Origin of the sequence: Aeromonas sp. SER, assembly GCF_038739615.1 — a bacterium.
GTDB lineage: Bacteria > Pseudomonadota > Gammaproteobacteria > Enterobacterales > Aeromonadaceae > Aeromonas > Aeromonas jandaei.
Genome location: NZ_JBCGFC010000014.1, coordinates 1 through 26,744, shown reverse-complemented (window position 1 = coordinate 26,744; position 26,744 = coordinate 1). Strand labels below are relative to the sequence as shown.

The following is a 26,744-nucleotide window of genomic DNA, read 5'->3' as shown; positions in this document are numbered from 1 at the left end:
AGGGAGTGCCCCCGATCCCCCCTTTGGCGATTCACAGTGCCTGGGCGAGGATCCGCGCCACCTGATCCGGGTCGATATCCTGCTGCTCCCCGAGTGCGGTGCGCCCGACCCGCTTGAGGTTGGAGCAGACCGCCGGAATACAGCTTTCGCTGAGGCCATAGTCAGAGAGGCGGGTACCGAGGCCCATCTGCTGGAAGAACTGTTCGGTGCGGATAATCGCCTCTTCGATGCGCAGGGCATAATCCTCGCGGCTGGAGTGCCACACCCGCTCGGCAAACTGGGCCAGTTTCTCCTGCTTCTGCGCTGCCCGCTCCCGCAGCAGGGCGGGCAGCACCACCGCCAGACTCTGGCCGTGGTCGAGCCCGTAAAGCGCCGTCAGCTGATGGCCGATGGCGTGGGAGGCCCAATCCTGCGGCACCCCGCAACCGATAAGGCCGTTGAGCGCCAGACTGGCCGCCCACATCAGATTGGCCCGCACCTGATAGTTGGTCGGCTCCGCCAGCGCCTTGGGGCCGTTTTCCACCAGCACCTGCAGCAGCCCCTCCGCCAGTCTGTCCTGCACCTCGCCTCCCACCGGGAAGGTGAGGTACTGCTCGGCGATATGGACGAAGGCATCCACCACCCCGTTGCCGGTCTGGCGCGGCGGCAGGCTGTAGGTGGTGGTCGGGTCGAGCACCGCAAACTGCGGCTGCACCAGCGGGCTTCTGAAGGAGATCTTCACATCCCCCCGGCTCACCACCGAGGTGGGATTGCTCTCGGAGCCGGTCGCCGGCAGGGTCAGCACGCAGCCCATCGGCAGCGCCTGGTGCACGCGCGCCTGCTTGCCGCAGATATCCCAGGGATCATCACCCTCATAGCAGGCGGCGGCCGCAACAAACTTGGAGCCATCGACTACCGAGCCGCCACCGACCGCCAGCAGGAAGTCGATGCGCTCACGCTTCACCAGCGCCACCGCCTCCATCAACAGCTCGTATCTGGGGTTGGCGCCGATGCCGGAAAACTCCTGCCACGTCACCCCCTCCAGCGCCCGGGTCAACTGCTCATAGACGCCGTTTTGCTTGATGCTGCCACCGCCGTAGAGCACCAGCAGCCGGCTGCCGGGCGGGATCAGTTCGGGCAGGGTGGCGATCTGCCCCTCGCCGAAACAGATGCGGGTCGGATTGGCATATTGGAAGTTGTACACGGCGGACTCCTCGACTGGCTCAATGCGCGGACATTGTGCGCCTGTGGGGAGGTGAGGTCAAAAGAGGTGGCAGAAGCTTGCCCATCGGCGGTCGACACTGGCCCATCTGTGCCGACCGGGTATCTCACACAACAGTGACGGGATCAGGCGGTTTTGGCCTCATCTTTGGATGAGCTCTTCTTGCCGGTCAGGCGATCCATCGCCTCTTTCAGCATCGCATCTTTCTGCTCGTTGAGCGGCTTGCTCTGCTCAGCCCGCTCTTCCGGCGTCAGCTTCTTGTTGTCGGCAATAGCCTTGAGTTTGTCTTCTATCTCGTTGAATTTCTTGCGGTCAAACCCGAGCGCCTTGTCCACCAGCTGCTGTACCACGCCCCCCTTGTCGGAGCTCATGTCGAGCGCCGGCGGCAGCTTGCTGTTCTTGGCCAGATGTTCATAGGTGAGCACCTGCTGGGCCTGACCGGTCATGCGCTGGGTGGAGAGGCTGACCATCTCCTCCCAGCCACCACCCTGACCACCGCTACCGGCACTGTTGAGGGTGGCGAGGGCGCGGTTGTTGGAGGCGCTCTGGGCAAGCTGCTGGCTGTAGGGTTTGATATCCATGAAGACTCCCGTTCTGTGTGCCGACCCGCCGGAGCGGGCCGACTGAATGCGGCGATATGGGGTCTGGCCCCACCTTTGACAATAAAACGAGCAAGTTACAGGCCAACTTGTCAGATTGGGCGAGATCCACGCTCTGGCAAGCTTGCCAACGGTTACAGCCCCGACGCAGCGTCAGAATCATGACTCATCCGCTGCTTTTACCCCGATTTCCGACACATACCGCTGCCTCAAAAACGCGGCACCATATAAACCGCAGGAACGCTCCATCGATCACAAAACAAACAACCACTCAGGAATACAATTTTGGCGCACATCACAACCAGCCAGCCGTGTCATGGATGATCTGTTCGTAAAACCAATAACAGGCAGACCAATCTGCCGTGCTCGCTCCGCTGCCAGTTCGGAGTTGCGGCCTCTCCACACCTCATCCCCTCGTCTGACTCTCACTCACCGCAACCTTTCGGGCATAACGATGAAAAAACACACTTTGAGTCTTCTCTCCGCCACCCTGCTCACCCTGCTTGGCACCAGTGCCGACGCCTGTACCGGCCTTATCGTCGGCAAGGGGGCCAGTGCCGATGGCAGCGTGATGATCGCCAGAAACGAGGATTTTGGCGTCAACAACTGGAACAAGTACCTCGCCTTCCGGCCCTCGCAGCAGAACGAGGGCAAACTCTGGAAGCTGGGTAACGGGCTGGAAGTGCCGATGCCAAAGGCGTTTTTCGCCTACTCAGCCATTCGTGACTGGGATGCAACAGCCAGCGACCCGGACGGCAAGTATTACGAGGAGCGCGGCATCAACGAGTTCAACGTCGCCATTTCGGCCACCACCAGTGCCGAGGTCAACGACAAGGCCCAGAAAGCCGATCCGCTGATCGAGAAGGGCGTGATTGAAGCCATCATCCCCACCCTGATCCTGCCGCAGGCCAAGACGGCCAAAGAGGGGGTCGAGCTGCTTGGCCGCTATGTGGAGCAATATGGCGCCGGTGAGGGCAACAGCCTCTATCTGGCGGATGTGAACGAGGCCTGGCTGATGGAGATCGGCTCCGGCCACCACTGGATCGCGGTGCGGGTGCCGGACGACAGCTATGCCATGGTGGCCAACGGCCTGCGCATCCACGGCGTCAATCTCGACAGCGCCGATGTGCTGCACTCGCCCAAGCTGCTGGAGTTTGTACGCGAACACAAACTGCTGGAGAACGCCGACCCGAAAGAGTTCAACTTCGCCAAGGCGTTCGGGGTCATCGCTGACCCGTATAACGTGGATCGGGAGTGGCTCGGCCAGAACATGCTGACCGCCAGCCACCCGCAGCCGACCCGGCAGGCGCAATATCCGCTCTTTATGAAGCCGGATGCCCCCATCGCCGTGCCGGACGTGGCCAGGCTGCTGAGCGCCACCTATGAGGGCACGCCGCTGGCGGGCAAGGCGGAGCGGCCGATCCGCATCGATCGCCAGCTCGAATCCCACGTCATCCAGCTGCGCAAGGAGATGCCCAAAGAGCTGCAGGGATTGATCTGGCAGAGCTACGGCGTGCTGGCCGAATCTGTGATGGTGCCGCTCTACAACACGCTGGAAAACTATCCCCTGCCCTATCGCACCGGCAGCGACAGCTACTCCGATGACTCTGCCTACTGGCAGTTCCGCAGCCTGACCGCACTGGCCAGCGCTGATCCGGACAAGTACCTGCCGCTGCTGCGCGGCGTCTGGAGCAAGGAGAGCAGCAAGCTTTACAAGGAGGTTGCGCTACTCGACAAGAGCCTGAAGCAGGCGTATGCCAGCGACAAGGCTACCGCCATCGGGCTGGCCGCCGACTACTCCTATGGCCAGTTGGAGCAGACCTATCAGATGGCCAAAACGCTGCGCTACAAGCTGATGACGGATCTCACCAAGCGCACCGAGCAGAAGTACTCGCCGGAGGAGTTCAAGAAGATCATGAGCCTGTAATCGGCTCACCAACGCAAAGAGGCTCCCAAGGGAGCCTCTTTCATTTCGTCAACTACCGCCATCAGCGGCGGCTGATATTGAGCGGGCCGAAGGTCTGCGCCACCGGCATGATCTCGATGCTGTTGATGTTGACGTGAGCCGGTTGCTGGCTCACCCAGAGCACGGTATTGGCGATATCTTCCGGCTGAATGGCCTGCACCCCCTGATAGACGGAGGCCGCCTTGGCATCGTCACCGTGGAAGCGCACGTTGGAGAACTCGGTGCCGCCGCACAGACCCGGCTCCACGTTGGTGACGCGGATGGCGGTGCCCGCCAGATCGGCACGCAGGTTGAGGCTAAACTGCTTCACGAACGCCTTGGTGGCGCCGTAGACATTGCCGCCCGGATAGGGGTAAGTGCCGGCGATGGAGCCGATATTGATGACGTGGCCGCGATTGCGCGCCACCATGCCCGGCAGCAGCAGGCGGGTGAGCAGGGTCAAACCGCTGATGTTGGTGGCGATCATCTGCTCCCAATCTTCCAGATCCGCCTTGTGGGCCGGCTCCAGCCCCAGCGCCAGCCCGGCGTTGTTGACCAGCAGATCCACCTCGCTCCACTCGGCCGGCAGAGCGGCGATGGCAGCGCAGGTGGCCGCCTTGTCCTGCACGTCGAACACCAGCGGCAGGAACTGCGCACCCAGCTCGTCGGCCAGCGCAGCCAGCCGCTCACCGCGGCGGCCGGTACCGATCACCCGGTAGCCCGCCTGCACCAGCTGACGGCTGATGGACTCACCAAACCCGGACGAGGCGCCCGTTACCATTGCTATCATCTGAACCTCCATATCTACAGCGCTATTGTTATTTATCTGTTTGAAATCAATCTGATTCATTCGTCGCTCAATTCACGCCCGGTCACCTTGCGCCAGACAAACACCAGCAGGTGGAGCAAAAACAGGCCCGATCCCCCCAGTGCAAACAACAGGCCGGTCAGGGCGTTGACCGAGGTGTCGGCGCCACACCACCACCATACCAGCCAGCCGACCATGCCGATGGCAAAGGTCTGGCCGGCGCAGACCGGACAGCGCCCCAGCTTGGCCCTGATGGCGGTGGCGAGGCAGTTGTCGCAGCTCATCCCCTCTCCTCTTCTCTCCTCTCTCCGGCCAGCTTCAGCACCAGCCGGTGGGCATGCTGACCGGGGCCATAGTAGTCGGGCAGCCGCTGGGTGGCTTTGAACCCCAGCCCCCGATAGAGCGCCAGCGCCTCGGCGTTGGCATCGCCGACCTCCAGCCGGATCGCCCCCCAGCCAGCCTCCTGCCCTTCGCGGATCACCTGCTCCAGCAGGCGCTGCGCCCAGCCCTGACGACGGATGGTCCAGCGGATGGCGAGGGTCTGCACGATGAGGCGATCCCACCCCTTGTGCTCCAGCAGGCAGAGATAGCCCATCAGCTGCTCCTTCTCATCCAGCACCAGCAGGGTGCGGCCTCTGGCCTGGGCGAGCAGATAGTGCCAGCGACTGCGGCCAAAGGCGACCTCGGGAGGAAAACAGTAGCGTTCCAGTTTAACGATGGCGCCCAGATCGCTGGGTCGGGCGGCGCGGACGGTCAACACGGGGAGTCCTTGTTCGGTTATTTATCCTCAGCACCAAAAATGCGACTTGTATCACAAGTTACCAAGGCAGAATATTAGGCACTGTAACCTCTTGTTTCCCCTCGCGCCATTGTCGTGCTTGTCGGTGCATCGAAGCCCACTGGGGATCCTGCCGCTTAAGGCAGTTTCATCTGTGGAGCCGAAAATATGAGTACCTACGTCATCGTCGAAGAGCTGGGCGACTGGCCCTGCCATGCCGATTATCTGCTGACCGCCCGCACCTACCTGCAACACGGGGTGCCCACCACCGGCGGCCGCCCCCGCATCATCAACCTCTGCCGCAATCTGGAACACCTGAGCGCTGGCTACTACTGCTCACTGCTGGCCCAGGCCCGCGGCCACCACTGCCTGCCGGGTTTGCAGGCCATCAGCCAGCTGCAACCCCAGCAGCCACCGGCCAAGCTGTGGCGAAAATTGCAGGGGTGGCTGGCCCAGCAGAGCGAGGACCGAATCCGGGTGCGCGCCATCTTCGGCCAGTGTGAACAGAGCGAGCTGGCGGGGCTGGCCCGCTACTACTATGGCCTGAGCCAGCTGCCGCTGCAGGAGCTGACCCTCAAGCGCGGCCGCCACGGCTGGTCGGTGCGCCAGCAGCAGAGCCTGTCACCGCTGGAACTAAGCCCAAGCGAGAAAGAGTTGATGCTGCACCACGCCCAGGCACTGGTGGGCACCGGCGACGAGGAGCAGGCGGCGCCGCTCTATCAGCTCGCCATTCTGGTCGACCCCAACGACGGCCGCGCCAGCAGCGATGCAGTGGCGCTGGAGCGCTTTATCAAAGCGGCCGCAGCGCAGGGGATCCGGGCCGAGATCCTGGCGCCGTCAGCCATCGAGCGGCTGCCGGAGTTCGATACCCTCTGGCTACGCTCCGAGACGGCGGTCGGCCACTACACCTTCGAATTTGCCCGCCGCGCCGAGCAGCTCAAGATGCCGGTGATCGACAGCTCCCGCGCCATCCTCGCCTGCAGCAACAAGCTCTATCTCTACGAGCTGATGGTGCGTAGCGGCGTGCCCATGCCGCCCACCATGGTGGTGACCCGCCGCGGCCGCCACCATGTCGACGAGCTGGTGCAACGGCTCGGCCTGCCGCTGATGGTGAAGGTGCCCGACGGGGCGCAGGGACGGGATCTCGCCATGGCCAGCGACGAGCAGCAGCTGGCTCGCCTGTTGGACGAGGGACTGGGTCGCTCTGCCCTGCTGCTGGTGCAGAGCCGGATCCCCGCCGAGTTCGACTGGCGCATCGGCTTTCTCGATGGCTCACCGCTGTTTGCCTGCCGCCGTTTCCGCCCCGAGCCCGGCAACCGCATTCGCCGCCGCAAGCACCCTCTCGACATGAGCCGCATTGAGGCGCTGCCACTGAGCGAGGTGCCGGAGCGGGTGCTGCAAACCGCCCGTCGCGCCGTTCATCAGCTCGGTAACGGCCTGTTCGGGGTCGACCTGCGCCAGCAAGGGCGCGACTGCGTGCTGCTGGAAATCATCGACAATCCCTGGATACGTGGCGATATTGAGGACAGAGAGGCAAAGGACCTCTACGAGCGCCTCGCCCGCGCCTTCCGCCAGCGGCTGGAGAACCGGGGGCAGAGCGCGGCTGGATAACAACAAGCATCGATTGCAGAGGTGGATATGATGACGACTGATTGGTGGGACATTGCGCCCCTTGGCTGGGAGAACATCCTGGTCTGTCTGGTGTGCGGCACTCTGGTAGGGCTGGAGCGCCAGCTGCGCGGCAAGCCGGTCGGCATCCGCACCTCCTCGCTCATCATCCTCGGCACCTACTGCTTTCTCGCCATCGGCGCCGCCCTCAGCCCCCAGAGCGCCGATCAGGCACGGGTGCTGGGCCAGCTCATCACCGGCATCGGCTTTCTCGGTGCCGGGGTGATGATGACCCGGGATGGACAGGTACTGGGGGTCACCTCCGCCGCCACCGTCTGGATGCTGGCCGCCCTCGGCGCCCTCATCGGCATGCAGATGCTCCATCAGGCGCTGCTGCTCACCGGTGTCACCCTCTCCATTCTGGTCGGTGTCGACTATCTGGAGACCAGCTTCAAGAGCCTGCGCCGCGGGGTGCACAACCGACTGGAGAGCTGGCGCAATGGCAACGGCAATGGTCACCCGCCAGCCGCTCCCCGCCCGGATGAGCTGGGCAGCGGCATCGAGAAGTAGAACGACACCGCGACGGGTATCGCCATGAAAAAGGGCTCCGCTATGGAGCCCTTTGCATTGGGTCGTGGTCGCGCTATTGCAGCAACAGGAAGCGACCGGTGAGGGGTGGCAACTCCACCGTTACGCTGCTGCCGCCAATGGCCAGGCTCTCGCCACTTTGCAAATCCACCAGCGCACTGCCGCTGCGCAGTTTGCCGACCGGCACTGCATAGCTCTGGGGGGTGCTTGAGACGTTGAGCAGGTAGACGATCTGCTCTGCTGCCGTCTCCTTGATGTCGCCATAGAGGCTCCCCTCGGCTACCAGCTTGACCCGTTCCCCCTGATAGAGGGCGGGGTGTTTGGCGCGCAGGGCCAGCAGCTGGCTGAGCCACTGCTTGAGCTCTGCCTGTTCGCTGCCCGGCACAAAGCCGGTGACTGCGGGCACCTTGCCGTCGCTGCGGGCCACGTGATCGTCGCACAATCCCAACGCCGCGCAGTCACCGCCGACCTTGGCGGCAAAGCCCGGCACCTCGTCGCCAAACTCCTCGCCGTAGTAGAGAGTGATGGGGCCGGAGCGGGCAGCGAGGAAACTGAAGGCCGCCTTGTGGCGCTGCCAGTACTCCGTCGGATTGAAGTGGCCTCGCTCCAGCAGATCGCCGAAACGCACCAGATCGTGGTTGCCGAGCATCAGGTTCGGCATGGCGTGGTTCGGGTAGTTCTCCACCTTGTTCCAGCTGGCGTCGAGCACGCTGGCCCCCTGCCCGCCCTTGCCGGACTCCTCCACCGCCAGCGCCTGTACGATGCCGTAGCGCAGCGGGAAATCGAACGCAGACGAGAGTGCCGGATTGTCGCTCGGCCCATACGCCTGGGCGCGAATGTCGTCAGCCCCCTTCCACACCTCGCCCACCATATAGCCGAGGGTGCCCCACTGCTGACCGGCCACCTTGCGCGCCGCACTGGCCCGCTCCACCTCGCGGCGAATGGCGCGCCACTCATCGAGGCTCAGCTGATAGGCCTGATCGAGACGCCAGCCATCGATGCCGTACTGCTCGACCCAGTAGCGGGCCACCTCCTTGAAGTAGGCGAGACTCTGGGGCTGGCTGTAATCCACCAGCTGACCCGGATAACCGGCACCGCCGCTCTTGAGGGCGGGCAACAAGCCGGCCGGTGAAGGCTTGCTCACCCCCACCTTGTTGACGTGGCCGAACACCCCGTCGAGGAAGACGTAGAGGCCGCGCTGATGCGCCCCATCCACCAGCTTTTTCAGCTGGGCGTTGCTGCCGAAGTTGGGATCGACGTTGAAGTAGTCGCAGGCGAAGTATCCGGTGGCATCGAGCTTGTCATCACCCCCTTGCCCCGCGCAGGAGTCGAACACGGGGGTGAGCCAGATGGCGTTGACGTTGAGACTCTTGATGTGGTCGAGGCTGTCGATGATCCCCTGCAGATCACCGTTGTGACGGGAGGGGCCGTAGCCGACACCGTAGTTGGCGCTGCCGTCACCGTCGACGAAAGACTCCACCATCACCTGATAGATGCGCAGATTGCAGGCGAGTTGCTCATCGCCGTAGCAGGCCCGACTGGCCGTGGCGACCGGAGGGTGAGTAACTGGTGGATTGACGGCGGGAGGCGTACTCCCCCCGCCAGAACTTCCACTGCCGCCGCAGGCGGCGAGTAACAGGGCGGCCCCGATGAGGCCGCCATAACGCAACGTTCCCTGTTTCATTGTTATGTTCCCGCTGTGAGCACAAGTGTCTGAATGCACCTGCTTTTTGCCATGATAGCGAGCGATCGCAGAGGGGTCTGTGACTGAAAACGTTACCCGCTCGTCTTGCTCAGAGCACGCCGTCTGAGGCAAAGCGGTAGTTGACCGAGATCCAGTAGGCACGACCCGGCTCGGGAATGCGACCGTTCTGCTCATAGCCCAACCCGGCCTGACTGCTGTGCACCGACTTGGAAAGGTGCTCGTAGTAGAAGGTGTCGAACAGGTTGTCTACCCCGGCCGAGAGCTGCCACCCCTTGGCAAACTGCCAGGCGCCGCTCAGGTTCATGGTGAAGAAGCCCGGGGTCTCCCCCTGATCCTGACCGGCGACCGTGCCGGAGCCCACGTCCACCCGATCCTGCGCCGCCACGGCGCGCCCCAGCAGGGTAAAGCTCAGCGCTTCGTCCGGCTGCCAGCCCAGCGCCAGCTTGCCATCGAGGGGCGGCATCTGGGCCAGCGGTTTGTTGTCGCTCTGGTTTTCGCCATAGACCACCGCCAGACCACCATCGAGACGCCACTGCTCGGCAAACTGCCAGCGCCCCTCCAGCTCGCCGCCCCGGGTCTGGGCATCGATGTTGCGCACCTGGTTCGACTTGCTGTTGTAGAGCAGGTAATCCTTGATGTTGGCGCTAAAGAGGGAGAGGGTCAGATCCAGCTCGCGGCTGCGCAAAGCCAGACCCGCATCCCACTGGCGGCTGCGCTCCGGGTTGAGGGTAAACGGGGTGCTGTCCTTGCTGCGCTCCCAGTAGTCCGGCGCCCGCTCTGCCTGTCCCCACGCCAGATAGCTGGACCAGCGAGGCGACCACTGATACTCGTAGCGACCAAAACCGCTGTCGAGGTGCTCGGTCTCGCTGTAGAGGGTCTGATCCCCCGCACCATAACGGGTTGTCTCGACCCGATCCTGACGATACCCCCCCTTGTAGCTGTGGGCCCCCTGCTGGCGCCCCAGCTCGGCAAAGCCGCCCTGCTGCTCGAAACGCAGGGTGCGCTGGCGATCCTTGGTGGCATAGTCGACGCCGCCCCGGCTGCGGTGCTGATCCCGGTTGCTGTCGAGCCCGGCGGTCAGCAACCAGTCGGCTGGCAGAGCGATGTCGTTGGCCCAGCGCCCGCCGGTGTTGCGGCGATCCGGGTTGTTCAGGGATTTGGGGGCGCTGCTTTGCCGCAGACTGAAGTTGTCCATGATGTGGTCGATGTAGTTGTCCCACAGGGTCAGCTCGCTGCGCTGCCAGTGAGTGGTGATCTCCTCCTGCTTGAGCTTCAGCCCGAAGGATTCACGGTCAAACATGGGGCCATCCATGGTGCGGTCCGCATAGGCGGCACGGGCGTTGCTGCGCTCGGCGGTGAGCTCCAGCCAGGTGTGCTCCCCCGGCGTCCAGCCCAGCTGGGCGGTGCCGTTCTCGCGGCGATAGAAGGCTCGCACCTTGTTACCGTGACCATCGCGGTAATCGTCGCTATCGGAGTGGGTGAACTGACCGCGCAGATAGCCATCGGTCGAGCCTGCCGTCATGTCGACCATCTGATCATCGCGGCCGAAGCTGCCAAAGAGGGCCGAGGCGTCGCTCTTGAAGCCCGGTGCCATAAACTCGGGCCTGTCCCGCTCGAACAGCACGGTTCCCGCCAGGGTCGCCCCCTGCTCGAGGGATTGCGGCCCCTTGAGCACCCGGATCCGGTCAAAAGATTGGGGGAACACATAGGCAGTGGGCGGGTCCATGCGACCACCGCAACCGCCAGCCAGCATGCCACCATCCATCTGCACGTTGAGGCGGGACATCCCCATCCCCCGCAGCACGGGATCGCCACCCAGCCCCCCCTTGCGCACCATGCTCATGCCGGTGACGTTTTTGAGATAACCGGCGCCATCGGCCGCCGGCATTGGGGAGCCAGGTTTCTTGGGATCGAGGGTGACCTCCAGGGTGCTGGCGGGGCGACTCGCCACGACCACCATGGTTTCCGGTTGCTGAATCTGCTCCTGCCCGGCAGCGCCGTGACAGGCCAACCCTCCCACCAGCAGGGCAAGAGGAGTGCGCATATGACAAGCCATACATTTTCCTTATGTATTTGTTTGTTATGTTTTTTTCATCTTGCCAGTCAAACCTTTCAGCAAGGGAAAGGTTTGGGCTCTGGTCGCAAAAAAGGCCTGCAGCATGAGTGCGGCAAGCCTTGATCAGACGAAACAAAGCCAGGTTGGCAAAATGTTGCGCTGTTTTTACCCAATTTGATTCAGGAAGGCAAACGCCCAAACATTCCAGTAACAGGAATCTGGCGTTGGCTCACAAAAAGCAGGGATTAGCGGAAGGCTTCCCGCTCGTCCATCGGCATGATGAGGTGATAAACCTCATGGGCGGATAGCGTGCAGCCAACAGGCCACTCCAGCTGGTGGTGGCGGTTGATGAAGACCCGGGCGCAATGACGCTCCGTCTCCAGCGCAGCAAACAGCGGCTGACCTCGCCACGGGGTCAGATCCAGCACGCCTGTTGTGCCATCCGACAACACCAGAAACAGGCGCCATCCCTGCAAATAGTCGACATCGATAAAGACCGGCATCCTTCGGCTCCACCCAGATAATTCGCGGCAATTATAAATAGCAACCATGAACCCATTAGCGCGTGGGCTCACACTTCCGGCAGCAGGTTATGCTGGTGCTACAGCTGTCTGATGTCACACTTTTGCATAAGCAGCACGCAATTTATCTCTTTTACCGCGATCAGCGCGCAACCTTCTCCCCATCTCCTTGTCATATCTCCCAACAAAACAAAAAAAGCATCTGTGGACAGATGCTTACAGGCTCAATCAGGAACAACCATGACAACTCTGAAACAGCGGCTAGGCCCGTTCTGGCCTTTTGCCGTCTTCTGTGCGCTTGCCCTTGGCTCTCTGACCCTCAGCCGTATTGCGCTGGGGATTTGGCAACTGGAACGGGTCGATGCCGTCGCCGGCTGGCAGGAGATGCTGCTGCAAGGGATCCGGGTCGATTTCGCCACAATCTGCTGGCTCTGGGGTGTCCCGGCCATGTTTACCCTGCTGCTGGCCGGGCCTCACACCATCGGTCGGGGCTGGATGCAGCTGATGCGCGTCTGGCTGACCGTCGGGCTATGGCTGATGCTGTTCCTCGAGATCTCCACCCCCTCGTTTGTCACCGAATATGGCGTGCGCCCCAATCGCCTTTATGTGGAGTACCTCATCTATCCGAAAGAGGTGCTCTCCATGCTGTGGGCGGGCCGCAAAGCCGAGCTGTTGCTGGCGGTGGTTTTCAGTGGCGCCGTGCTGACCGGAGGCTGGTGGCTGAGTGGCCGTCTGCTGCGCGATCTTACCTTCCCGCGCTGGTACTGGCGGCCCGCCTTTGCCCTGCTCATTCTGGCCATAGGTTTTCTCGGTGCCCGCTCCAGCCTGGGCCATCGCGCCCTGAACCCGGCCATGGTCGCCTTTGCCGATGACCCGCTGGTCAATGCGCTGACCGTCAACTCCGCCTACTCCCTCTTCTTTGCCATCAAGCAGATGGGAGCAGAGGAAGATGCCAGCCAGTTTTACGGCAAGATGACTGACAAGCAGATCATCGAGATTGTGCGTCAGGAGAGTGGCCGGGCCGCCCATGAGTTCAGCTCCGACACCTTGCCGAGCCAGACCTTCAACGAAGCCAGCTACGGCGGCAAACCGAAGAATCTGGTGATCCTGCTGCAGGAGAGCCTGGGCGCCCAGTTCGTCGGCTCCCTCGGCGGCCTGCCGCTCACTCCCAACATCGATGCCCTGTCGCAACAGGGCTGGGCGTTCGAGCAGCTCTACGCCACCGGCACCCGCTCGGTGCGCGGCATCGAGGCGGTGCTGACCGGCTTCACGCCGACTCCGGCACAGGCCGTGGTCAAGCTCGGCAAGAGCCAGACCAACTTCTTCACCATCGCCGATCTGCTCAAACAAAGGGGCTACGACACCAGCTTTATCTACGGCGGCGAGAGCCACTTCGACAACATGCGCAGCTTCTTCCTCGGCAACGGCTTCACCACCATCGTCGAGCAGAAGGATTTCACCAACCCGGTCTTCAAGGGCTCATGGGGCGCATCCGACGAGGACCTGATGGCCAAGGCTGACGAAACCTTCAGAGGGCTGCACAAACAGGGCAAACCCTTCTTCAGTCTGGTATTCAGCTCCAGCAACCACGATCCGTTCGAATTTCCCGACAATCGCATCGCCCTCTACGAGCAGCCCAAGCAGACCCGCAACAACGCGGCCAAGTATGCGGATTACGCCATCGGCGAGTTCTTCAAAAAGGCGAGAAATTCGGAGTACTGGAAAGACACCCTGTTTCTGGTCATCGCCGACCACGACAGCCGGGTCAGCGGTGCCAGTCTGGTGCCCATTCCCCGCTTCCATATCCCGGGGGTTATCGTGGGCGAGGGCATAGCGCCGAAGAAGGATCCACGGATCGTCAGCCAGATAGACATGGCACCGACCCTGCTCTCCCTGATGGGGATCAGTGCCGACTATCCGATGCTCGGCAAGGATCTCACCCGCATGCCCGCCGACTGGCCGGGGCGCGCCATCATGCAGTACGACAAGAACTTTGCCCTGATGCGCGGTCAGGATGTGGTGATCCTGCAACCGGAACGTCCGGCGGAGGGGTATCGTTATGACGATGCCACCGAAACGCTGACGCCGGTGGCACAACCAGCCGCCATGAAAGAGGCGACGCTGGGGCTGGCGCTCTGGGGCAGCCTGGCTTATCAGAAGGGGCTCTACCGGACGGCCAAAGATGAGCGAACCGCCGCTGCCGAACAGGCGCCATCAACCAGCGCCACCCGATAGAAAAAAACCGCCGAAAGGCGGTTTTTTCACACTGGCGTTATGGCTGGGGGAAACAGGGCAGCGAGCGGCTGAACCTGTGCTCGAACACCAGCGAGGTCTCGAGATGCACCACCTCTTCGCGGGAGGTGAAGTGATCGAAGACAAAGTTGCGCAGGTGTTCGGTATCGGCCACGCAGAGGTGCACCAGGAAATCATCCTTGCCCCCCATGTGGAACAGGCTGATCACCTCGGGCAACACCAGAATGGCATCGCGAAAATCATCGATGATCTGGCGGCTATGGCGGGCCAGTTGCAGGGAGACCATGGCCTGAATGTGACCACCGAGGGCCTGATAATCGACCTCGCAGTGCGCCCCCTTGAGCACCCCGTCCTGTTGCAGCTTGCGTACCCGTTCCAGACAGGTGGAGGGAGCAACCCCCACCAGCGCGGCCAGATCCTTGTTGGTCATGCCTGCATCCCGAAACAGATGGGCCAGGATATCCAAATCCAGTTGATCCAGATTTCTCATCTTCACTCCTCTAACCGCTCAATTTTTTAGACTCTGCCCGTAAACCGGGCCAAACACAACGGCCATTGACATCCCCCCCGCCCTGCCTATGCTTGGCGCCATTCGCCGGGCTCGGTAAACCGGCCGCCACACGAGGATCCGCCATGCACCCGTTTCATCCCTTCTGGAGCCTGGAGCTTCCCCGCGTCGATGGTCAGCTGCTGCTGACCCCCTGTCCGGGCACCCAGCAGGTGCCGCTGACTCTCGCCCTCGACCAGCTGCGACTGGCCGGTGCCCACGCCGTCATCACCCTGATGACTGACGCCGAACTGGCCCGCTTCGACCTCGCCCACCTTGGCGTGCAGGTCGAACGGGAGGGAATGCGCTGGTTCCACCTTCCCATCGAAGATGATCAGGCCCCCGACTCCCGTTTCGAGCAGAGCTGGCTGCAACTTCTGCCCCGGCTGACCGAGCTGCTGCAAGATGGCAAGCATCTGGTCATCCACTGCAAGGGGGGAAGCGGTCGCACCGGACTGCTGGCCGCCCTTCTGCTGATCTCCCTTGGCCGGCCCCTTGACGAGGCAATGGCCACCGTCAAGGCGCACAGACCCAAGGCATTCACTCTGGATACCCACCGCCACTGGCTGCAGCAGCAGGCCGAGCGGCTGGAGAACAACGCCTGAACTACTTGCCGCTCTGGTCGTAGGTAAAGACCTTGCCGATATCTTCCACCCTGTAACTGGTGAGCTGATAGACGTAGTAGTTGAGCCAGTTGGAGAACAGCAGATGGCCGTGGCTGCGCCAGCTTGCGCGCGGGGTCTGGCTCGGGTCGTTGTTCGGGTAGTAGTTGACCGGGATGATGGGGTCGAGCCCGGCCGCCAGATCCCGCTGGTATTCGCCATCTAGGGTCAGCGCATCGTATTCCGGGTGACCGGTGACGAACACCTGACGACAATCCTTGGTGGCCGCCAGATAGACGCCCGCCTCTGCTGATTCCGCGAAAATCTGCAGATCGGTGTGAGCACGGATCAGGTCGCCATCGAACGCAGCATAGCGGGAGTGAGGCGCGACAAACTCATCGTCGAAACCGCGCAACAGCGGCTCGTGCTCGTCGAGACGGTGGTGGTGATAGACACCGGAAAGCTTCTCGCCCCGGGTCTGCTTCTCCATGCCATATAGGGCTTTCAGCGCCGCCTGCACTGCCCAGCAGAGGAACAGGGTGGAGGTCACATGCTGATGGGACCACTCGATGATCTCGACGATGCGCGGCCAGTAAACCACCTCCTCGAACTCCACCAGCCCGAGCGGAGCCCCGGTGATGATCATGCCGTCGTAGTTGTTGCCACGCACCTGCTCGAAGTCGTGATAGAAGTTCTCCAGATGCGCCTGCGGCGTGTTCTTCGACTCCCGATCGTCGATGCGCAGCAGATCCACATCAACCTGCAGCGGCGAGTTGGAGAGCATCCGCATCAGCTGGATCTCGGTCTCAATCTTCTTGGGCATCAAATTGAGGATCAACACCCGCAGTGGGCGGATGTTCTGGGTGACGGCCCGTGATTCCGTCATCACGAAGATGTTCTCCTGCCCCAGCACTTCGGCGGCGGGTAACTGGTCCGGGATCTTGATCGGCATGCTTACTCCCTGTACTGCATCGGTAAATATGTCTGGACATCCAGAAGCCTATAATAAAGCGTTCACCCTGTCATCAGATACCTTTTGTATTCACCCTCGCCTTTGACTAGCATACGGCTCAGTATCTCCCCTGCATCCAAGATAATGACCGGTATCAAGATTTCCGTAGATCGACTGCAAGTCGGCAACTATGTATCCCTGCCACTGGGGTGGCGCGAACACCCGTTCCTGTTTTCCAGCTTCAAAATCAAGAATGAAGAAGAGATCGAACTGATCCGTCGCCTGGGCCTCAAACTGGTGACCATCATTCCCGACAAGAGCGATGTACCACCCAAGCCTCTCGAGCAGGCACATGCCGTCACCCCGCCATCGGAAAACGCCGATGCAGCCCAGCGTCAGGCCCAGATGCAGCAGGAGAAGGATCGCCGCATCGAGCAATTGCAGCTCTATCGCCGCAATCTGCAGCAGTGCGAAAAGCAGTTCCAGCAGTCGCTGGCGCAGGTGCGCAGCGTGATGAGCAAGATCCAGTCACGCCCCCTCAATGCCATCGGCGAGGCGCAGGAGCTGGTCAACGCAATGACCGAGCAGCTGCTCTCGGTAGACGAGATGGTGCTCCATCTGGTCTCTGACGGCGAGGATGGCAACAACCTCTACTTCCACTCCCTCAATGTGAGCGTGCTCAGCATGCTGCTGGCTAAGGAGTGCTGCATGACTGCCGACGAGATCCGCCAGGTCGGCATGGGGGCCCTGTTCCACGACATCGGTAAATTGAAGATCCCGAGCCAGATCCTGCGCAAGACCGAGCCGCTGACCAAGCCGGAGCAGAACCTGATGGCCCAGCACCCGCGCTACGGGCTGGACCTGCTCAATCTGGCCAAGGATTTTCCGGCCGAAGCGAAGGGCATAGTGCTGCACCACCACGAATATCTGGATGGCAGCGGCCCGGAGGGGCTCAAGAAGGGGCAGCTCGATCCGCTCACCCAGATGGTCTCCCTCATCAACGAGTACGATAACCTCTGCCACATGCAGGCCAAGGTGCCCTACTCGGCCCTGAGCGGCCTCTACAAGCAGCGCAAGGCCCAGTTCAATCCGGAGTACCTCAGCATGCTGATCCGGCTGATGGGGATCTACCCGCCCGGCAGCGTGGTGCAGCTCTCCAACGGTCAGGTAGGGCTGGTGATGTCGGTCAACGCATCCCGCCTGCTCTACCCCTCGGTGCTGGTGTACGATCCGCGTATCCCGCGTCAGGAAGCAGCCATCATCGACCTGCAGCAGGCCGAGCTCTCCATCGCCAAGGTGATCCATCCCAAGCGGTTGCCACCTGCGGTGTTCGAGTACCTCAACCCGCGTACCCGGATCAGTTACTACTTCGAGCACAACAAGCCCTGATCCCCGCAGGCCAGTAGCCCTCTCTTTTCCCCGTTTCAGCACAAGGAGCCCGCCATGCGTATCGAGATCATCAGCACCGGAGACGAGATAGTGACGGGACTGGTGGTGGATACCAATGCCGCCTGGCTCAGCGCTCTGCTGCTGGAACAGGGGTGGCAGGTGCGCCGCCGCCTGACGGTGGGGGACAACCTCGTCGACCTGAAAAACGTGCTGCAGGAGAGCGCCAGCCGTGCCGAGGTGGTGCTGGTGTGTGGCGGGCTCGGCCCCACTGCCGACGATCTCACCGCTCAGGCGGCGGCCGAGGCTTTCGGCCAGCCGCTCACCCTGTTTCCGGACTGGCTCGCCACCATTGAAGCGCGTTACGCCAGCCGCGGCCGAACCATGCCCACCAGCAATGCCAAGCAGGCCTGGCTGCCGCAGGATTGCGAGATCCTCGACAATCCGGTCGGTACCGCCTGTGGCTTTGTGGTTACTCACCCGGCCAGCCACGGCCTGAGCCGGCTCTTCTTCACCCCGGGCGTCCCCTTCGAATTCAAACAGATGGTGCGCGAGCAGATCATGCCGCGCCTCAAGGTGCTGGCCGGCGCCCGGACCGATACCGAGCTGCGCCGCTTCTACACCTTCGGCATCTCGGAATCAGCCCTCAGCGATATGCTGGATTCGGCCCCCTGGCCCAGCGGCATCGAACTCGGTTACCGATCCGCCATGCCGCTCATCGAGCTGAAACTGATCGGCCATGGTGCCAGCACGGCAGACATGGATGCAGCCGAAGCGCGACTGCTCGCCACCATCGAGCCCTGGCTGGTCGGCAGAGGGGAGTTCGAACCGGCGCAGCAGATCCTCACTCTGCAGGGAGAGAAGCCACTCACTCTGTATGAATGTGAGAGCCGGGGGGCCTTGCTGACAATGTGCCATGAACACGCTGCGCTGGAGGCCAGCTTTAGCAGCGCCTTGAGCTGCGAGCTTGCCCAGCTGACGGGTACTCCCCATGGAGTGAGTCTGACCATAGGTCAGGCTGGCCCGGACGGCGTACCACTGCTGCTCTGTGCCGATGGACAACCGTTTGGTCAGACCCTCAAGGTCAGCCACCCGGATCCCGAGAGCCGCCGCAAGATCCTCGCCTTCGCCGCCCTCGACATGCTGCGCCGCCATCTGCTGGGATTGCAGGTACTGGCCGATTACCTCACCCTGACCAGAACAGCCCGGCTCGGCGACTGACCTACGCTGAAAACCAATCCTGAATCTTCTGCGCCGCACAGGCTCGTTTCCATGATCCGGCATTGGGCCGGGTCATCTCCAATCAGCACTGTCATTTCTTACGATCCCGTCACCCATTTGCACTCAATCCATTGACCTTCCAGCAGAAATATCCAAATACTGCACACTCTTCGGCTCAGTGATTCGCTTTATCCATCATTGAGAGATTTAATGACAGTAGAGGGGCACTTCCCTCTCCCACCCAGCAAGGAGAGCCGGTGTTAAGCAAAGAGTGGCTGCTGCTATCAAGTGACATGGATCAGGTCTGCCTGCGCATCGCGCCGGGTCTCACCAAACCTGTCACCGAACAGGATGTGCAGACCCTGCTGCTCGCTTCCAACTGCCGCCGCTACCAACCCCTGACGGAGGGGATCAAACAGTCGATCACCCTGCTCAACATGCTGCAAGGCAACCCTGCCGCCTCTGTTCCAACGACTCCCATCCCCATCGCCAAGCGACACGATGCCAAGGTGCTGATTGTGGTCGAGAAAGACCGGATGAGTGCCAGCGCCCAGATCACCGCCGACTGGGGTGGCAAGTACCTGACCCTCGAACAGTTGCAAGAGGCGATCTCCATCAGCGAGGTGAAGCAGGGGGTCAGCGAGGCTCTGCTTGCTACCGCCATCCTCTCCGCCAAGGAGGCGGCCCCCGGCAGCATGCTGAAACTGGTCATCGCACGCGGCCAGGCCGCCGTCAACGGTCAGGACACCCGCTACGAGCGGCTGGTGGAGACCCCGGCTGAACGTATTCTCAAACCTCAGGAGCTGGATCATGGCCGGGTCGATCTGAGGGATCTCGGCTCCATCGTCACCGTCAAGGCAGGCGCCCAGCTGATGCGCCGTCACCCGGCCACTCAGGGCGTCCCCGGCTTCACCGTGACCGGTCAGGAGCTCCCTGCCAAGCATGGCAAGGACAGCCCCATGAGCGCCGGAGAGGGCACCTTTTTCTCGCCAGATGACCCGGATCTGCTGATTGCAAGCCGCGCCGGTCTCCCCTGTCAGGAGAAGGCGGGAATGAAGGTGGATGAGGTGCTGAGCGTCAAGCGGGTGGATGCCCGCCACGGTCACATCACCTTTGAGGGGGGACTCATCGTCAATGATGATGTCAATCCGGGTATGAAGATCTCGGTCAGCGGTGACATCGTCATCGGTGGCTTTATCGAAGGGGGCTGGATTGAAGCGGGGGGCACCATCACGGTGCGTCACGGCATCATAGGCCGACGTAATGAACAGGGCGAGTACCTCTGCCAACTCAACGCGCAGGGGGAGATCCACGCCAGCTATGCCCAGTATGCCCAGCTGGAGGCAGGCGGCGATATCCAGATCCAGACCCAGCTCAGCCACTGCTACAGCCGCAGTGGGCAGGACATCAAGGTGGGTGACGGCGGAATGCGTAAAGGCAACCTCTTGGGAGGACTCGCCATCGCCAACCGGCTCATCATCTCTCCAGTGCTGGGCGCATCGGCCGGTAACCAGACCAAGCTGCAGATCCTTGGCGGCTACTTTACTCACAAGGAGCAGGAGCATCAGCTCAAACAACAGCAACAGCTCTGTCAGGAGCAGCTCGACAAGATCAAGGAGTTGGTAATGCGGCTGGTGCAACTCCCCACTGAAAAACGCAATCCCGATACCCTGCGCAAGCTCAAACCAATCCGCGAGCGCCATCAGCAGGAGCTCCTCCAGCTGGAAGAGCAACTTGCGGCCAACCACGAAGAGCTGCAGAAGCTGATGGCAGAGATGGACATCATCGCCACCCAGCATCTCTTCCCCGGTGTCGAGGTAGAGATGGCCCATCACCACAACCGGGTCGATATCGAACACGGCCCCATCCACTTCTGCATCCGGGAGGATCAACTTCAGATGATCCCCTATGAGGCGCATAAATAGGCTAAGCTGCCCCTATTCATATCAGTAGTGACCGTGATCCGGCCGCCGATTTTCGCTACACTCGCCACTTCCCAGGCCCCATTGGGCGGGCCGCCCAGACTCAGGTAGTGAATGATGTACAAGCTGATCGCATTGGATATGGATGGCACCCTGCTCAACCCGCAAGGCCAGATTACTCCCCGCACCCACGCCGCCATCACGGCGGCTCGTGCCAAAGGTGTCACCGTGGTACTGGCCTCTGGCCGGCCGCTGGAGGGGATGAGTCGTTATCTGGTCGAGCTCGGCCTCACCGGGGAGCATGACTATGTCATCTGCTACAACGGAGCTCTGGTACAGCAGGTTGCCGATCAGCGCATCATCCGCAGCCAGCTGCTGACCGGCAGCGATGCCAGCGCCGTCGCCAAACTGGCCGACGAGCTGGAAGTGAACGTCCACGGTTTTTCTGTCACCAAGGGGCTTATCAGCCCGCGCGTCAGCCGTTACACCGAGCATGAATCCCGTCTTATCGGCATGCCCATCAATCTGATCGACTTCGCCACCCTGCCGGCCGACGAGCAGATCATGAAGGTGATGATGATCGACGAACCGCCTCAGCTCGCCCGCGCCATCGAGCGCCTGCCCGCAGAGCTCTATGAGCGCTACACAGTGGTGCAGAGCGCCCCCTTCTTCCTCGAATTCATGAACAAGCAGAGCAACAAGGGGACAGGGGTTGCCGCACTGGCCGATCACCTTGGTCTGACCGCCGATCAGGTGATCTGCGTCGGGGATGCCGGCAATGACCACCATATGATCGAATACGCAGGACTGGGTGTCGCCATGGGTAACGCCACCGATGAGATCAAGGCGTTGGCCCAGCACACAACGGCTCGCAACGATGAAGATGGCGTGGCTCAGGTGATTGAACAGTTCATTCTGAACGCCTGACGAGTCAGCGAGAGCTCTGTATTCAATAATAAAAAACGGGGAGGCTTCACAGCCTCCCCGTTTTTATCTCTGTCTGCTACTCACTGAGTGGCCAGACACTGGGTATGGGAACCCGGTTGCAGATAGGGGATCAGCAGCGGCGCCATCCCCTTGAGCACCTGCACCGGCAACGCCGAGGTGAACCGGAACTTGTCGGATTGGCTGCCCGGCACGTAAGCCGTCAGTGTGCCGAAGTGATCATCCCCCAGATAGAAGACGAAGGTCGCGGTACGGTTGCGAGCCTGCGAGCTGGTCACATTGCCATAACGCCCTACCGTCTCGATCCGGTTGTCACCGGTCCCCGTCTTGCCGCCCATTGCCAGCACGGTGCCGTCCGGCATGGTAAAGGCACCGGCAATCCGTTTCGCCGTCCCCCCTTCGACAACCTTGGAGAGTGCATTGCGCAGCGCTGTCGCCACCTCGGCCGGCAAGACGCGTGTCCCTTCGGTATGAGTCGGATCGAACTCGGTCTCGAAAGGCGTACCTCTGGCAAACGAGAGATGCTCGATGCGCAGCGTCGGTACCCGGATCCCGCCGTTCTGGATAATCCCCATCAACTCGGCCAAGGCTGCCGGACGATCGCCCGAGCTGCCCAATGCAGTCGCCAGCGACGGCACCAGATGGTCGAATGGATAGCCCAGCCGCGCCCAGCGCTGATGGATATCGAGGAAGGCCTCAACCTCCAGCATGGTGCGGATGCGGCTGTCACGGGCACTGCGGTGACGGGTCTTGAACAACCAGCTGTAAACCTCCTGGCGCTCGTCACGGCTTGCCGCAACCGCATCGGCAAAAGTCGCCTTGTCGAACTCCTTGAGGTAGGAGAGCAGCCACAGCTCCAGCGGGTGCACCCGCGCGATGTAGCCCTGATCCGGCAGTGAATACTTGCCGGGGCCGTAACTGACATAGAGCTGCTCGACCCGTTTTGCACTCAGCTTCTCATTCGGCAGACGCTTGGCAAGAAAGGCTGAGAAGGTCGCCAGGTCAGCATCTGGCATCAGATAGCGGTGAACCGCCGCCAAACGCACCGCACTCGGCTTCAACCCATCCAGGAAGGTATCGAGCTGCTCATCGGCACTCTTGCCGTGATACTTGCGCCAGAAGCGCAGCAGATAGGTCTGACCCTCCTTGTCGGCAAACTTGGCCAGATACTCCTGACGACGGGGATCCTTGTCATCCTTGAGCAGCTGGGCGCGGTTCCCCTCCTTGTAGAGGCTGTAACGCACAATGTCACGCAGCAGGCGGACAAACGGCAGGTTGATAGACTCGCGCAGCGCATCGCGAATCGCCGGGATGCGGCCGTTATCCTCTTTGCGGAAGTTGTTGAAGGTGTGCATACCGCCACCGGTAAAAAAGCCTTCGCTGGGGCTTGCGGAGTATTGGCGATCCAGCGCGGCTTCCAGCATCGGGGGCAGGCTCTTGTCCTTCGCGGTCATCAGATAGGAGATGGCCCAACGGCTGAGATTATCCTGAGAGGCATCGGCCAGCTTGCGCAGGCTCGCTGCCGGCATGTCGGCATAGTTGTCATGCAGCTCGGCCACTATCTCCAGATAGGTGGTCAGCACCCGCAGCTTGGCAGTGGAGCCCAGCTCGAGCTTGGATCCTTCGTTGATGTCGAACGGCTGATCGGTGTTGTCGGTCTGCACCCGCACCTTGAACCCTTCCGGCGACTTCTCGAACAGGGTGAAGCTGTAGCGCACGTCACCGGTCTTCTCTGGCGAAAGCAGGCGCTCACCAAACAGGCCGACCTGTGCCGCAAAAGTGGGGTCAGCCAGCTGTTGCAGATAGTGAGAAATCTCGTTCTGCAGCGGCATATTGAGGCTGGTCTCGGCAGTAAGATCCATCCGGTCGAGATCGTAAAGCTGCACCCCGAGCTGTCGGCTAAGACGAGTACGCGCCACCTGCAACCCCTTGCTGTTATTGACCTTGGTCACCGCCGGAGATTGCAAAAAGTCGCGGAAAGTCACCTTGGCCTTGAGGGCGGCTTCCATCAGCGGAGGCGTAATCATCCCCTCCTGTACAAACAGGCGCAGATAGCTGTCGGTCAGCGTTGCCAGCGCACTCCGCCCCTGAGCCAGATAGTAGGAGGGACGGCGGTGGGCGATCATCAGAGACACCACCTGACGCAGCGCCAGGCCCTGCTCCGCCAGCGAGGCGTTCTGGTTGCGAGCAGGATCCAGCAGACGGTTTACATCCTCGACATTGGCGCCAAACCAGACCCATAAGCCATCACCCAACCCGTGCACCTCGCCGTAGCCGGGAGCAGCCGAGAGGGGCACCGAGTTGAGATAGGCCCAAGCCACCAGTTTGCGCGCTTCCAGCGTCTCTGGCCCAAGTCGGTAGGCTCGCACACTGGCAGATGCCATCTGGCGGATCTTCTCGGTGGGGGACATGGTCAAGCCGTCAGGAGAGTGACGATACTTCTCCACCTGGGTTGCCAGGGTACTGCCGCCAGCAGATTGATCCTGCATATCCAGTGCTTTGCCGACCTGAGAAACAGCCGCTTTGGCAAAGCGTGGCCAATCCACAGCCGGGTTGGCCAACGGCTCCTCATTGCTCAGCAGGTCGCGGTTCTCGATAAAGAGCAGCGACTGGATGATGAGCGGTGGGATCGAGGCAAAATCCGGATAGTGATGGGTCGGATACCGGAACTGGTAGAAAGGTTCGGCGCGGCAATCATAGAGCGACAGCCCGGCCTGTACCTTCTCGGTATAGGGGACAAAGAAGCCACGCTTGGCGTAGTCGTAGAGCGCATCGGAGAAATGCACCTGCTTGCTGACCTGATAGCCTCGCTGCAGCAGCCGCTCCTGCATCATTGGCAGTTGTACGTAGCCAAGTCGCTTGTCGAACGGGCCATCTTCAGGGAAAGCGATCTGCTTGCTCTGACCAGGCTCCACCTGATAGGTAAGCTTGGCGGCATAGCGCGAGATCTCCTGAGATTGCAGCTTCGAGGTTTTCATCTCGTAACCAACCAGAGTGATCACAGCCCCAAGACACACGAGGAAGAGGAAACAAAACAGCCAGCGCCACCAGGAACGACGCTTGCGCTTGGGGTTCCCGTCCATGGTCTGGACAGATGAATCTTGAGATGCCACTTGTGTCAAATCCGTCTGTTCTGATGCGCCCATAAAAGCCCCACCATGGTTGCGCAATTTATTGTGTTTCAATCAAGCTTAGTCGTTTCAAGTCAATGGCTTGAAACTATTGACCGCTTTGCATTGATGGTAACAGGGCAACTCTAAAAAGGGGAGCCGATTGTTGCAGGAGTGGCAGAGATCAGAGCTGATAACAAAACACCGGCCAATGGCCGGTGTTGTTTAACAAGGTAAGCGAAGCATTATTTGTGGGAGCTCATGCTTTTCAGCTTGGTGCTCAGCTCTTTACGCTCTTTGGAGAGCTCGGCGTTCTTGATGATGTGGTCATCTACACGCTCTTCATAGTCGGTACGCATGTTGGCGATGATGGCCTGCACTTCATCAATGCTCATACCCGGCTTGATATAGTCGCTCAGGTTATCGAGCAGCAGTACACGCTTCTGGTTGTCACGGATCTTCTTCTCGTTATCCGCAATTTCACGCTTGAGTTTGTTCTGGCGACGGGACATACGCACATATTCCAGTACATCGCTGAAGGTGGACTTGTTTACTTGTTCCATATCGATACCACTAGCTTAAGGTTGATAAAAACTGGCCAAGTTACACCTGACTCCCGCTCAAACACCGGCAGGAGAGGCAAACTCAAGATGCCCTTACTCTACCGAGTTATAAGCGAGATACAACCCTAATCGCGCACCACAAGCCAAAAGCAGACCAGTAAAAATAAACAAGCCGGGTGGATTTCCATACGAAAAAGCCCTGTCATCAGACCGGGCTTTGATGTCTATTCAGGCGTGCAACGCTGTGGCCAACGGGCAAATCGCCCATAGCAAAAGGCTATGTCCCAATTACGTGTTGCATGGGGTACCCCAGTGCCTCATGCAAACACGCTTTGATATTCACTCCCCTCCCGTAACGCTCCAGCATCCTGCGCCAACCCAGGTAGTTCTTTAGGTAGTGCGTCGCCACACCATGGAAACGTACCATCCACTCTTTCAACCGATGGTGATACCCGTTCACATGCTGAATGTGATACGCGCCGGCTACTCGCTCACCCTGACGATTGCGTACCACTTGATGCGTCACGCCCTGTACTTTGCTGAAGCTGGCATACACGCCCGCGTCATCGCTACACAGCACCGCATCCCTAGAGACAAGGGGCTTCAAAACCGCGATGACTGCCTCGGCATTCATCTCTTCCAACTGAAAATCTGCATGGTGGCCTGCCCGGTCTTGTACCACCATCACCGGTATATAATCCTGTCCGGTTCCCCGGGTTCGTCCCTTACCACCACGATGCCGCGGCGGACGTGGCAATCCCCGCTGCCCCTTGAATGACTCGAGGAAGAAGGTCTCATCCACCTCAACGATGCCTTCTTCACGAGTGGCTTGATGAGTGGCCATCGCGCGCAAGAAACGGTGCCGCCAGAGGAACGCGGTGTTTTTGCTGACCCCGCAACGCATCGCTGCCTGGCGGACGGTCAGCCCTTCGATGAGGGCTTGCGCGTAGTCTTCCCAGCACTGGGCTTTACGCAACCGAGCCAGAGGCGTCTTGGTGAGCACCGAGCTGGTGCGCAGACACTGTTTGCAACGGTAGCGACGTAGTCCACGACTCCATCCCCAAGGGGCCAGCTGGGCGGCATCGGCGTGACAATGAGGGCACCCGCGGCATGCCGGTAACTGTGCATTGAGAGAGGTAATAGCATGGGGTGCGGTGAGCTCCTGTTGAGCAACACGGCGCTGGCGCAGGGTTAACTGGGGAAAGAGGGATAACAGGTGTTGAAAGGCTGGGGTATCCATGATGGTAGCCCTCAAGGTGATGGCCTACTTCAAGATTAGCCTTTCAACACGTAATTGGGACAGCGCCTAGCAAAAAGGCCTTCCCAATCGGGAAGGCCTTCTATTTAGTGGCGGAGCGGACGGGACTCGAACCCGCGACCCCCGGCGTGACAGGCCGGTATTCTAACCGACTGAACTACCGCTCCGCATTCGGC

The 26,744-nt window shown here is 61.0% G+C and carries 22 protein-coding genes and 1 tRNA gene; 9 read left to right on the top strand and 14 right to left on the bottom strand.

Annotation, left to right across the window (positions count from 1 at the left end; all coding sequences use genetic code 11):
* Positions 1-31: 31 nt before the first annotated feature.
* The gene (locus tag AAHA41_RS18150) at positions 32-1,183 is read right to left on the bottom strand and encodes an iron-containing alcohol dehydrogenase (RefSeq protein WP_323070617.1); all 1,152 of its coding nucleotides are present in this window, start codon (positions 1,181-1,183) and stop codon (positions 32-34) included.
* Between the two features lie 143 nt (positions 1,184-1,326).
* Entirely contained in the window at positions 1,327-1,782 is a 456-nt protein-coding gene (locus AAHA41_RS18145; protein WP_302247093.1) for a hypothetical protein, read from the bottom strand.
* A 472-nt stretch (positions 1,783-2,254) separates the two neighbouring features.
* Between AAHA41_RS18145 and AAHA41_RS18140 the strand changes: the two genes are divergently transcribed.
* Positions 2,255-3,727 carry a C69 family dipeptidase gene (locus tag AAHA41_RS18140; protein ID WP_323070618.1) on the top strand — a complete coding sequence of 491 codons (1,473 nt, stop codon included), beginning with the start codon at positions 2,255-2,257 and terminating at the stop codon, positions 3,725-3,727.
* A gap of 61 nt (positions 3,728-3,788) precedes the next feature.
* Here the strand turns inward: AAHA41_RS18140 and AAHA41_RS18135 are convergent, their stop codons facing one another.
* The 3 genes from AAHA41_RS18135 to AAHA41_RS18125 are packed head-to-tail and all read right to left on the bottom strand — an operon-like array spanning position 3,789 to position 5,313.
* Entirely contained in the window at positions 3,789-4,535 is a 747-nt protein-coding gene (locus tag AAHA41_RS18135) for an SDR family oxidoreductase (protein ID WP_323070619.1), read from the bottom strand.
* Between the two features lie 56 nt (positions 4,536-4,591).
* On the bottom strand, positions 4,592-4,837 hold the full coding sequence (locus tag AAHA41_RS18130) for a DUF3624 domain-containing protein (RefSeq protein WP_323070620.1): 246 nt from the start codon (positions 4,835-4,837) through the stop codon (positions 4,592-4,594).
* The gene (locus tag AAHA41_RS18125) at positions 4,834-5,313 is read right to left on the bottom strand and encodes an N-acetyltransferase (protein WP_323070621.1); all 480 of its coding nucleotides are present in this window, start codon (positions 5,311-5,313) and stop codon (positions 4,834-4,836) included. Before AAHA41_RS18125 ends, AAHA41_RS18130 begins: the two co-directional genes overlap by 4 nt.
* A gap of 186 nt (positions 5,314-5,499) precedes the next feature.
* Between AAHA41_RS18125 and AAHA41_RS18120 the strand changes: the two genes are divergently transcribed.
* Both AAHA41_RS18120 and AAHA41_RS18115 read left to right on the top strand, forming a co-directional pair.
* The gene (locus AAHA41_RS18120) at positions 5,500-6,942 is read left to right on the top strand and encodes a RimK family protein (protein ID WP_323070622.1); all 1,443 of its coding nucleotides are present in this window, start codon (positions 5,500-5,502) and stop codon (positions 6,940-6,942) included.
* A 27-nt stretch (positions 6,943-6,969) separates the two neighbouring features.
* A complete protein-coding gene (locus tag AAHA41_RS18115; RefSeq protein ID WP_042032827.1) occupies positions 6,970-7,509 on the top strand; it encodes an MgtC/SapB family protein in 540 nt (179 codons plus the stop codon).
* Between the two features lie 73 nt (positions 7,510-7,582).
* Here the strand turns inward: AAHA41_RS18115 and AAHA41_RS18110 are convergent, their stop codons facing one another.
* From AAHA41_RS18110 to AAHA41_RS18100, 3 genes are all read right to left on the bottom strand, one after another.
* Positions 7,583-9,211 (bottom strand): alpha-amylase family protein, encoded by a 1,629-nt coding sequence (locus AAHA41_RS18110; RefSeq protein WP_323070623.1) that lies wholly within the window; start codon positions 9,209-9,211, stop codon positions 7,583-7,585.
* Between the two features lie 109 nt (positions 9,212-9,320).
* Positions 9,321-11,288 (bottom strand): TonB-dependent copper receptor, encoded by a 1,968-nt coding sequence (locus AAHA41_RS18105; protein WP_323070624.1) that lies wholly within the window; start codon positions 11,286-11,288, stop codon positions 9,321-9,323.
* 245 nt (positions 11,289-11,533) lie between these two features.
* Entirely contained in the window at positions 11,534-11,791 is a 258-nt protein-coding gene (locus AAHA41_RS18100; protein ID WP_033115550.1) for a DUF2442 domain-containing protein, read from the bottom strand.
* Between the two features lie 258 nt (positions 11,792-12,049).
* On the opposite strand from AAHA41_RS18100, the gene AAHA41_RS18095 reads away from it, so the two are divergent.
* Entirely contained in the window at positions 12,050-14,044 is a 1,995-nt protein-coding gene (locus AAHA41_RS18095) for an LTA synthase family protein (RefSeq protein ID WP_323070625.1), read from the top strand.
* A gap of 37 nt (positions 14,045-14,081) precedes the next feature.
* Here the strand turns inward: AAHA41_RS18095 and AAHA41_RS18090 are convergent, their stop codons facing one another.
* A complete protein-coding gene (locus AAHA41_RS18090; RefSeq protein WP_033115549.1) occupies positions 14,082-14,552 on the bottom strand; it encodes an Lrp/AsnC family transcriptional regulator in 471 nt (156 codons plus the stop codon).
* Between the two features lie 143 nt (positions 14,553-14,695).
* On the opposite strand from AAHA41_RS18090, the gene AAHA41_RS18085 reads away from it, so the two are divergent.
* Complete coding sequence (locus AAHA41_RS18085; protein ID WP_208737160.1) at positions 14,696-15,214, top strand: tyrosine-protein phosphatase; 519 nt, start codon at positions 14,696-14,698, stop codon at positions 15,212-15,214.
* 1 nt (position 15,215) lies between these two features.
* Here AAHA41_RS18085 and metA read toward each other — a convergent pair whose 3' ends face one another.
* The gene (metA, locus tag AAHA41_RS18080; protein ID WP_041209306.1) at positions 15,216-16,163 is read right to left on the bottom strand and encodes a homoserine O-succinyltransferase; all 948 of its coding nucleotides are present in this window, start codon (positions 16,161-16,163) and stop codon (positions 15,216-15,218) included.
* A 144-nt stretch (positions 16,164-16,307) separates the two neighbouring features.
* On the opposite strand from metA, the gene AAHA41_RS18075 reads away from it, so the two are divergent.
* The 4 genes from AAHA41_RS18075 to yidA all read left to right on the top strand — a co-directional run bounded on the left by AAHA41_RS18075 (position 16,308) and on the right by yidA (position 21,619).
* Positions 16,308-17,552 (top strand): DUF3391 domain-containing protein, encoded by a 1,245-nt coding sequence (locus AAHA41_RS18075; protein ID WP_185430764.1) that lies wholly within the window; start codon positions 16,308-16,310, stop codon positions 17,550-17,552.
* Between the two features lie 54 nt (positions 17,553-17,606).
* Positions 17,607-18,770 (top strand): molybdopterin-binding protein, encoded by a 1,164-nt coding sequence (locus tag AAHA41_RS18070; protein WP_323070626.1) that lies wholly within the window; start codon positions 17,607-17,609, stop codon positions 18,768-18,770.
* A gap of 257 nt (positions 18,771-19,027) precedes the next feature.
* The gene (locus AAHA41_RS18065) at positions 19,028-20,695 is read left to right on the top strand and encodes a FapA family protein (protein ID WP_323070627.1); all 1,668 of its coding nucleotides are present in this window, start codon (positions 19,028-19,030) and stop codon (positions 20,693-20,695) included.
* A gap of 114 nt (positions 20,696-20,809) precedes the next feature.
* Positions 20,810-21,619 (top strand): sugar-phosphatase, encoded by an 810-nt coding sequence (gene yidA / locus AAHA41_RS18060; RefSeq protein ID WP_124243203.1) that lies wholly within the window; start codon positions 20,810-20,812, stop codon positions 21,617-21,619.
* Positions 21,620-21,699: 80 nt separating this feature from the next.
* Here yidA and AAHA41_RS18055 read toward each other — a convergent pair whose 3' ends face one another.
* From AAHA41_RS18055 to AAHA41_RS18040, 4 genes are all read right to left on the bottom strand, one after another.
* The gene (locus tag AAHA41_RS18055; protein ID WP_323070628.1) at positions 21,700-24,783 is read right to left on the bottom strand and encodes a transglycosylase domain-containing protein; all 3,084 of its coding nucleotides are present in this window, start codon (positions 24,781-24,783) and stop codon (positions 21,700-21,702) included.
* 209 nt (positions 24,784-24,992) lie between these two features.
* Entirely contained in the window at positions 24,993-25,310 is a 318-nt protein-coding gene (tmaR, locus tag AAHA41_RS18050; RefSeq protein ID WP_033115541.1) for a PTS system regulator TmaR, read from the bottom strand.
* Positions 25,311-25,587: 277 nt separating this feature from the next.
* Positions 25,588-26,550, bottom strand: a complete 963-nt coding sequence (locus tag AAHA41_RS18045) for an IS1595 family transposase (protein ID WP_323070629.1) — start codon at positions 26,548-26,550, stop codon at positions 25,588-25,590.
* Between the two features lie 108 nt (positions 26,551-26,658).
* A tRNA-Asp gene (locus tag AAHA41_RS18040) sits at positions 26,659-26,735 on the bottom strand.
* Between the last annotated feature and the right edge of the window lie 9 nt (positions 26,736-26,744).

What these genes read in the sequence shown, in the direction of transcription:
- AAHA41_RS18145 (WP_302247093.1), bottom strand. Translation starts at nt 1,782, where the DNA reads ATGGATATCAAACCCTACAGCCAGCAGCTTGCCCAGAGCGCCTCCAAC.
- AAHA41_RS18140 (WP_323070618.1), top strand. Translation starts at nt 2,255, where the DNA reads ATGAAAAAACACACTTTGAGTCTTCTCTCCGCCACCCTGCTCACCCTG.
- AAHA41_RS18135 (WP_323070619.1), bottom strand. Translation starts at nt 4,535, where the DNA reads ATGATAGCAATGGTAACGGGCGCCTCGTCCGGGTTTGGTGAGTCCATC.
- AAHA41_RS18130 (WP_323070620.1), bottom strand. Translation starts at nt 4,837, where the DNA reads ATGAGCTGCGACAACTGCCTCGCCACCGCCATCAGGGCCAAGCTGGGG.
- AAHA41_RS18120 (WP_323070622.1), top strand. Translation starts at nt 5,500, where the DNA reads ATGAGTACCTACGTCATCGTCGAAGAGCTGGGCGACTGGCCCTGCCAT.
- AAHA41_RS18115 (WP_042032827.1), top strand. Translation starts at nt 6,970, where the DNA reads ATGATGACGACTGATTGGTGGGACATTGCGCCCCTTGGCTGGGAGAAC.
- AAHA41_RS18110 (WP_323070623.1), bottom strand. Translation starts at nt 9,211, where the DNA reads ATGAAACAGGGAACGTTGCGTTATGGCGGCCTCATCGGGGCCGCCCTG.
- AAHA41_RS18105 (WP_323070624.1), bottom strand. Translation starts at nt 11,288, where the DNA reads ATGGCTTGTCATATGCGCACTCCTCTTGCCCTGCTGGTGGGAGGGTTG.
- AAHA41_RS18100 (WP_033115550.1), bottom strand. Translation starts at nt 11,791, where the DNA reads ATGCCGGTCTTTATCGATGTCGACTATTTGCAGGGATGGCGCCTGTTT.
- AAHA41_RS18095 (WP_323070625.1), top strand. Translation starts at nt 12,050, where the DNA reads ATGACAACTCTGAAACAGCGGCTAGGCCCGTTCTGGCCTTTTGCCGTC.
- AAHA41_RS18090 (WP_033115549.1), bottom strand. Translation starts at nt 14,552, where the DNA reads ATGAGAAATCTGGATCAACTGGATTTGGATATCCTGGCCCATCTGTTT.
- AAHA41_RS18085 (WP_208737160.1), top strand. Translation starts at nt 14,696, where the DNA reads ATGCACCCGTTTCATCCCTTCTGGAGCCTGGAGCTTCCCCGCGTCGAT.
- metA (WP_041209306.1), bottom strand. Translation starts at nt 16,163, where the DNA reads ATGCCGATCAAGATCCCGGACCAGTTACCCGCCGCCGAAGTGCTGGGG.
- AAHA41_RS18075 (WP_185430764.1), top strand. Translation starts at nt 16,308, where the DNA reads ATGACCGGTATCAAGATTTCCGTAGATCGACTGCAAGTCGGCAACTAT.
- AAHA41_RS18070 (WP_323070626.1), top strand. Translation starts at nt 17,607, where the DNA reads ATGCGTATCGAGATCATCAGCACCGGAGACGAGATAGTGACGGGACTG.
- yidA (WP_124243203.1), top strand. Translation starts at nt 20,810, where the DNA reads ATGTACAAGCTGATCGCATTGGATATGGATGGCACCCTGCTCAACCCG.
- AAHA41_RS18055 (WP_323070628.1), bottom strand. Translation starts at nt 24,783, where the DNA reads ATGGGCGCATCAGAACAGACGGATTTGACACAAGTGGCATCTCAAGAT.
- tmaR (WP_033115541.1), bottom strand. Translation starts at nt 25,310, where the DNA reads ATGGAACAAGTAAACAAGTCCACCTTCAGCGATGTACTGGAATATGTG.
- AAHA41_RS18045 (WP_323070629.1), bottom strand. Translation starts at nt 26,550, where the DNA reads ATGGATACCCCAGCCTTTCAACACCTGTTATCCCTCTTTCCCCAGTTA.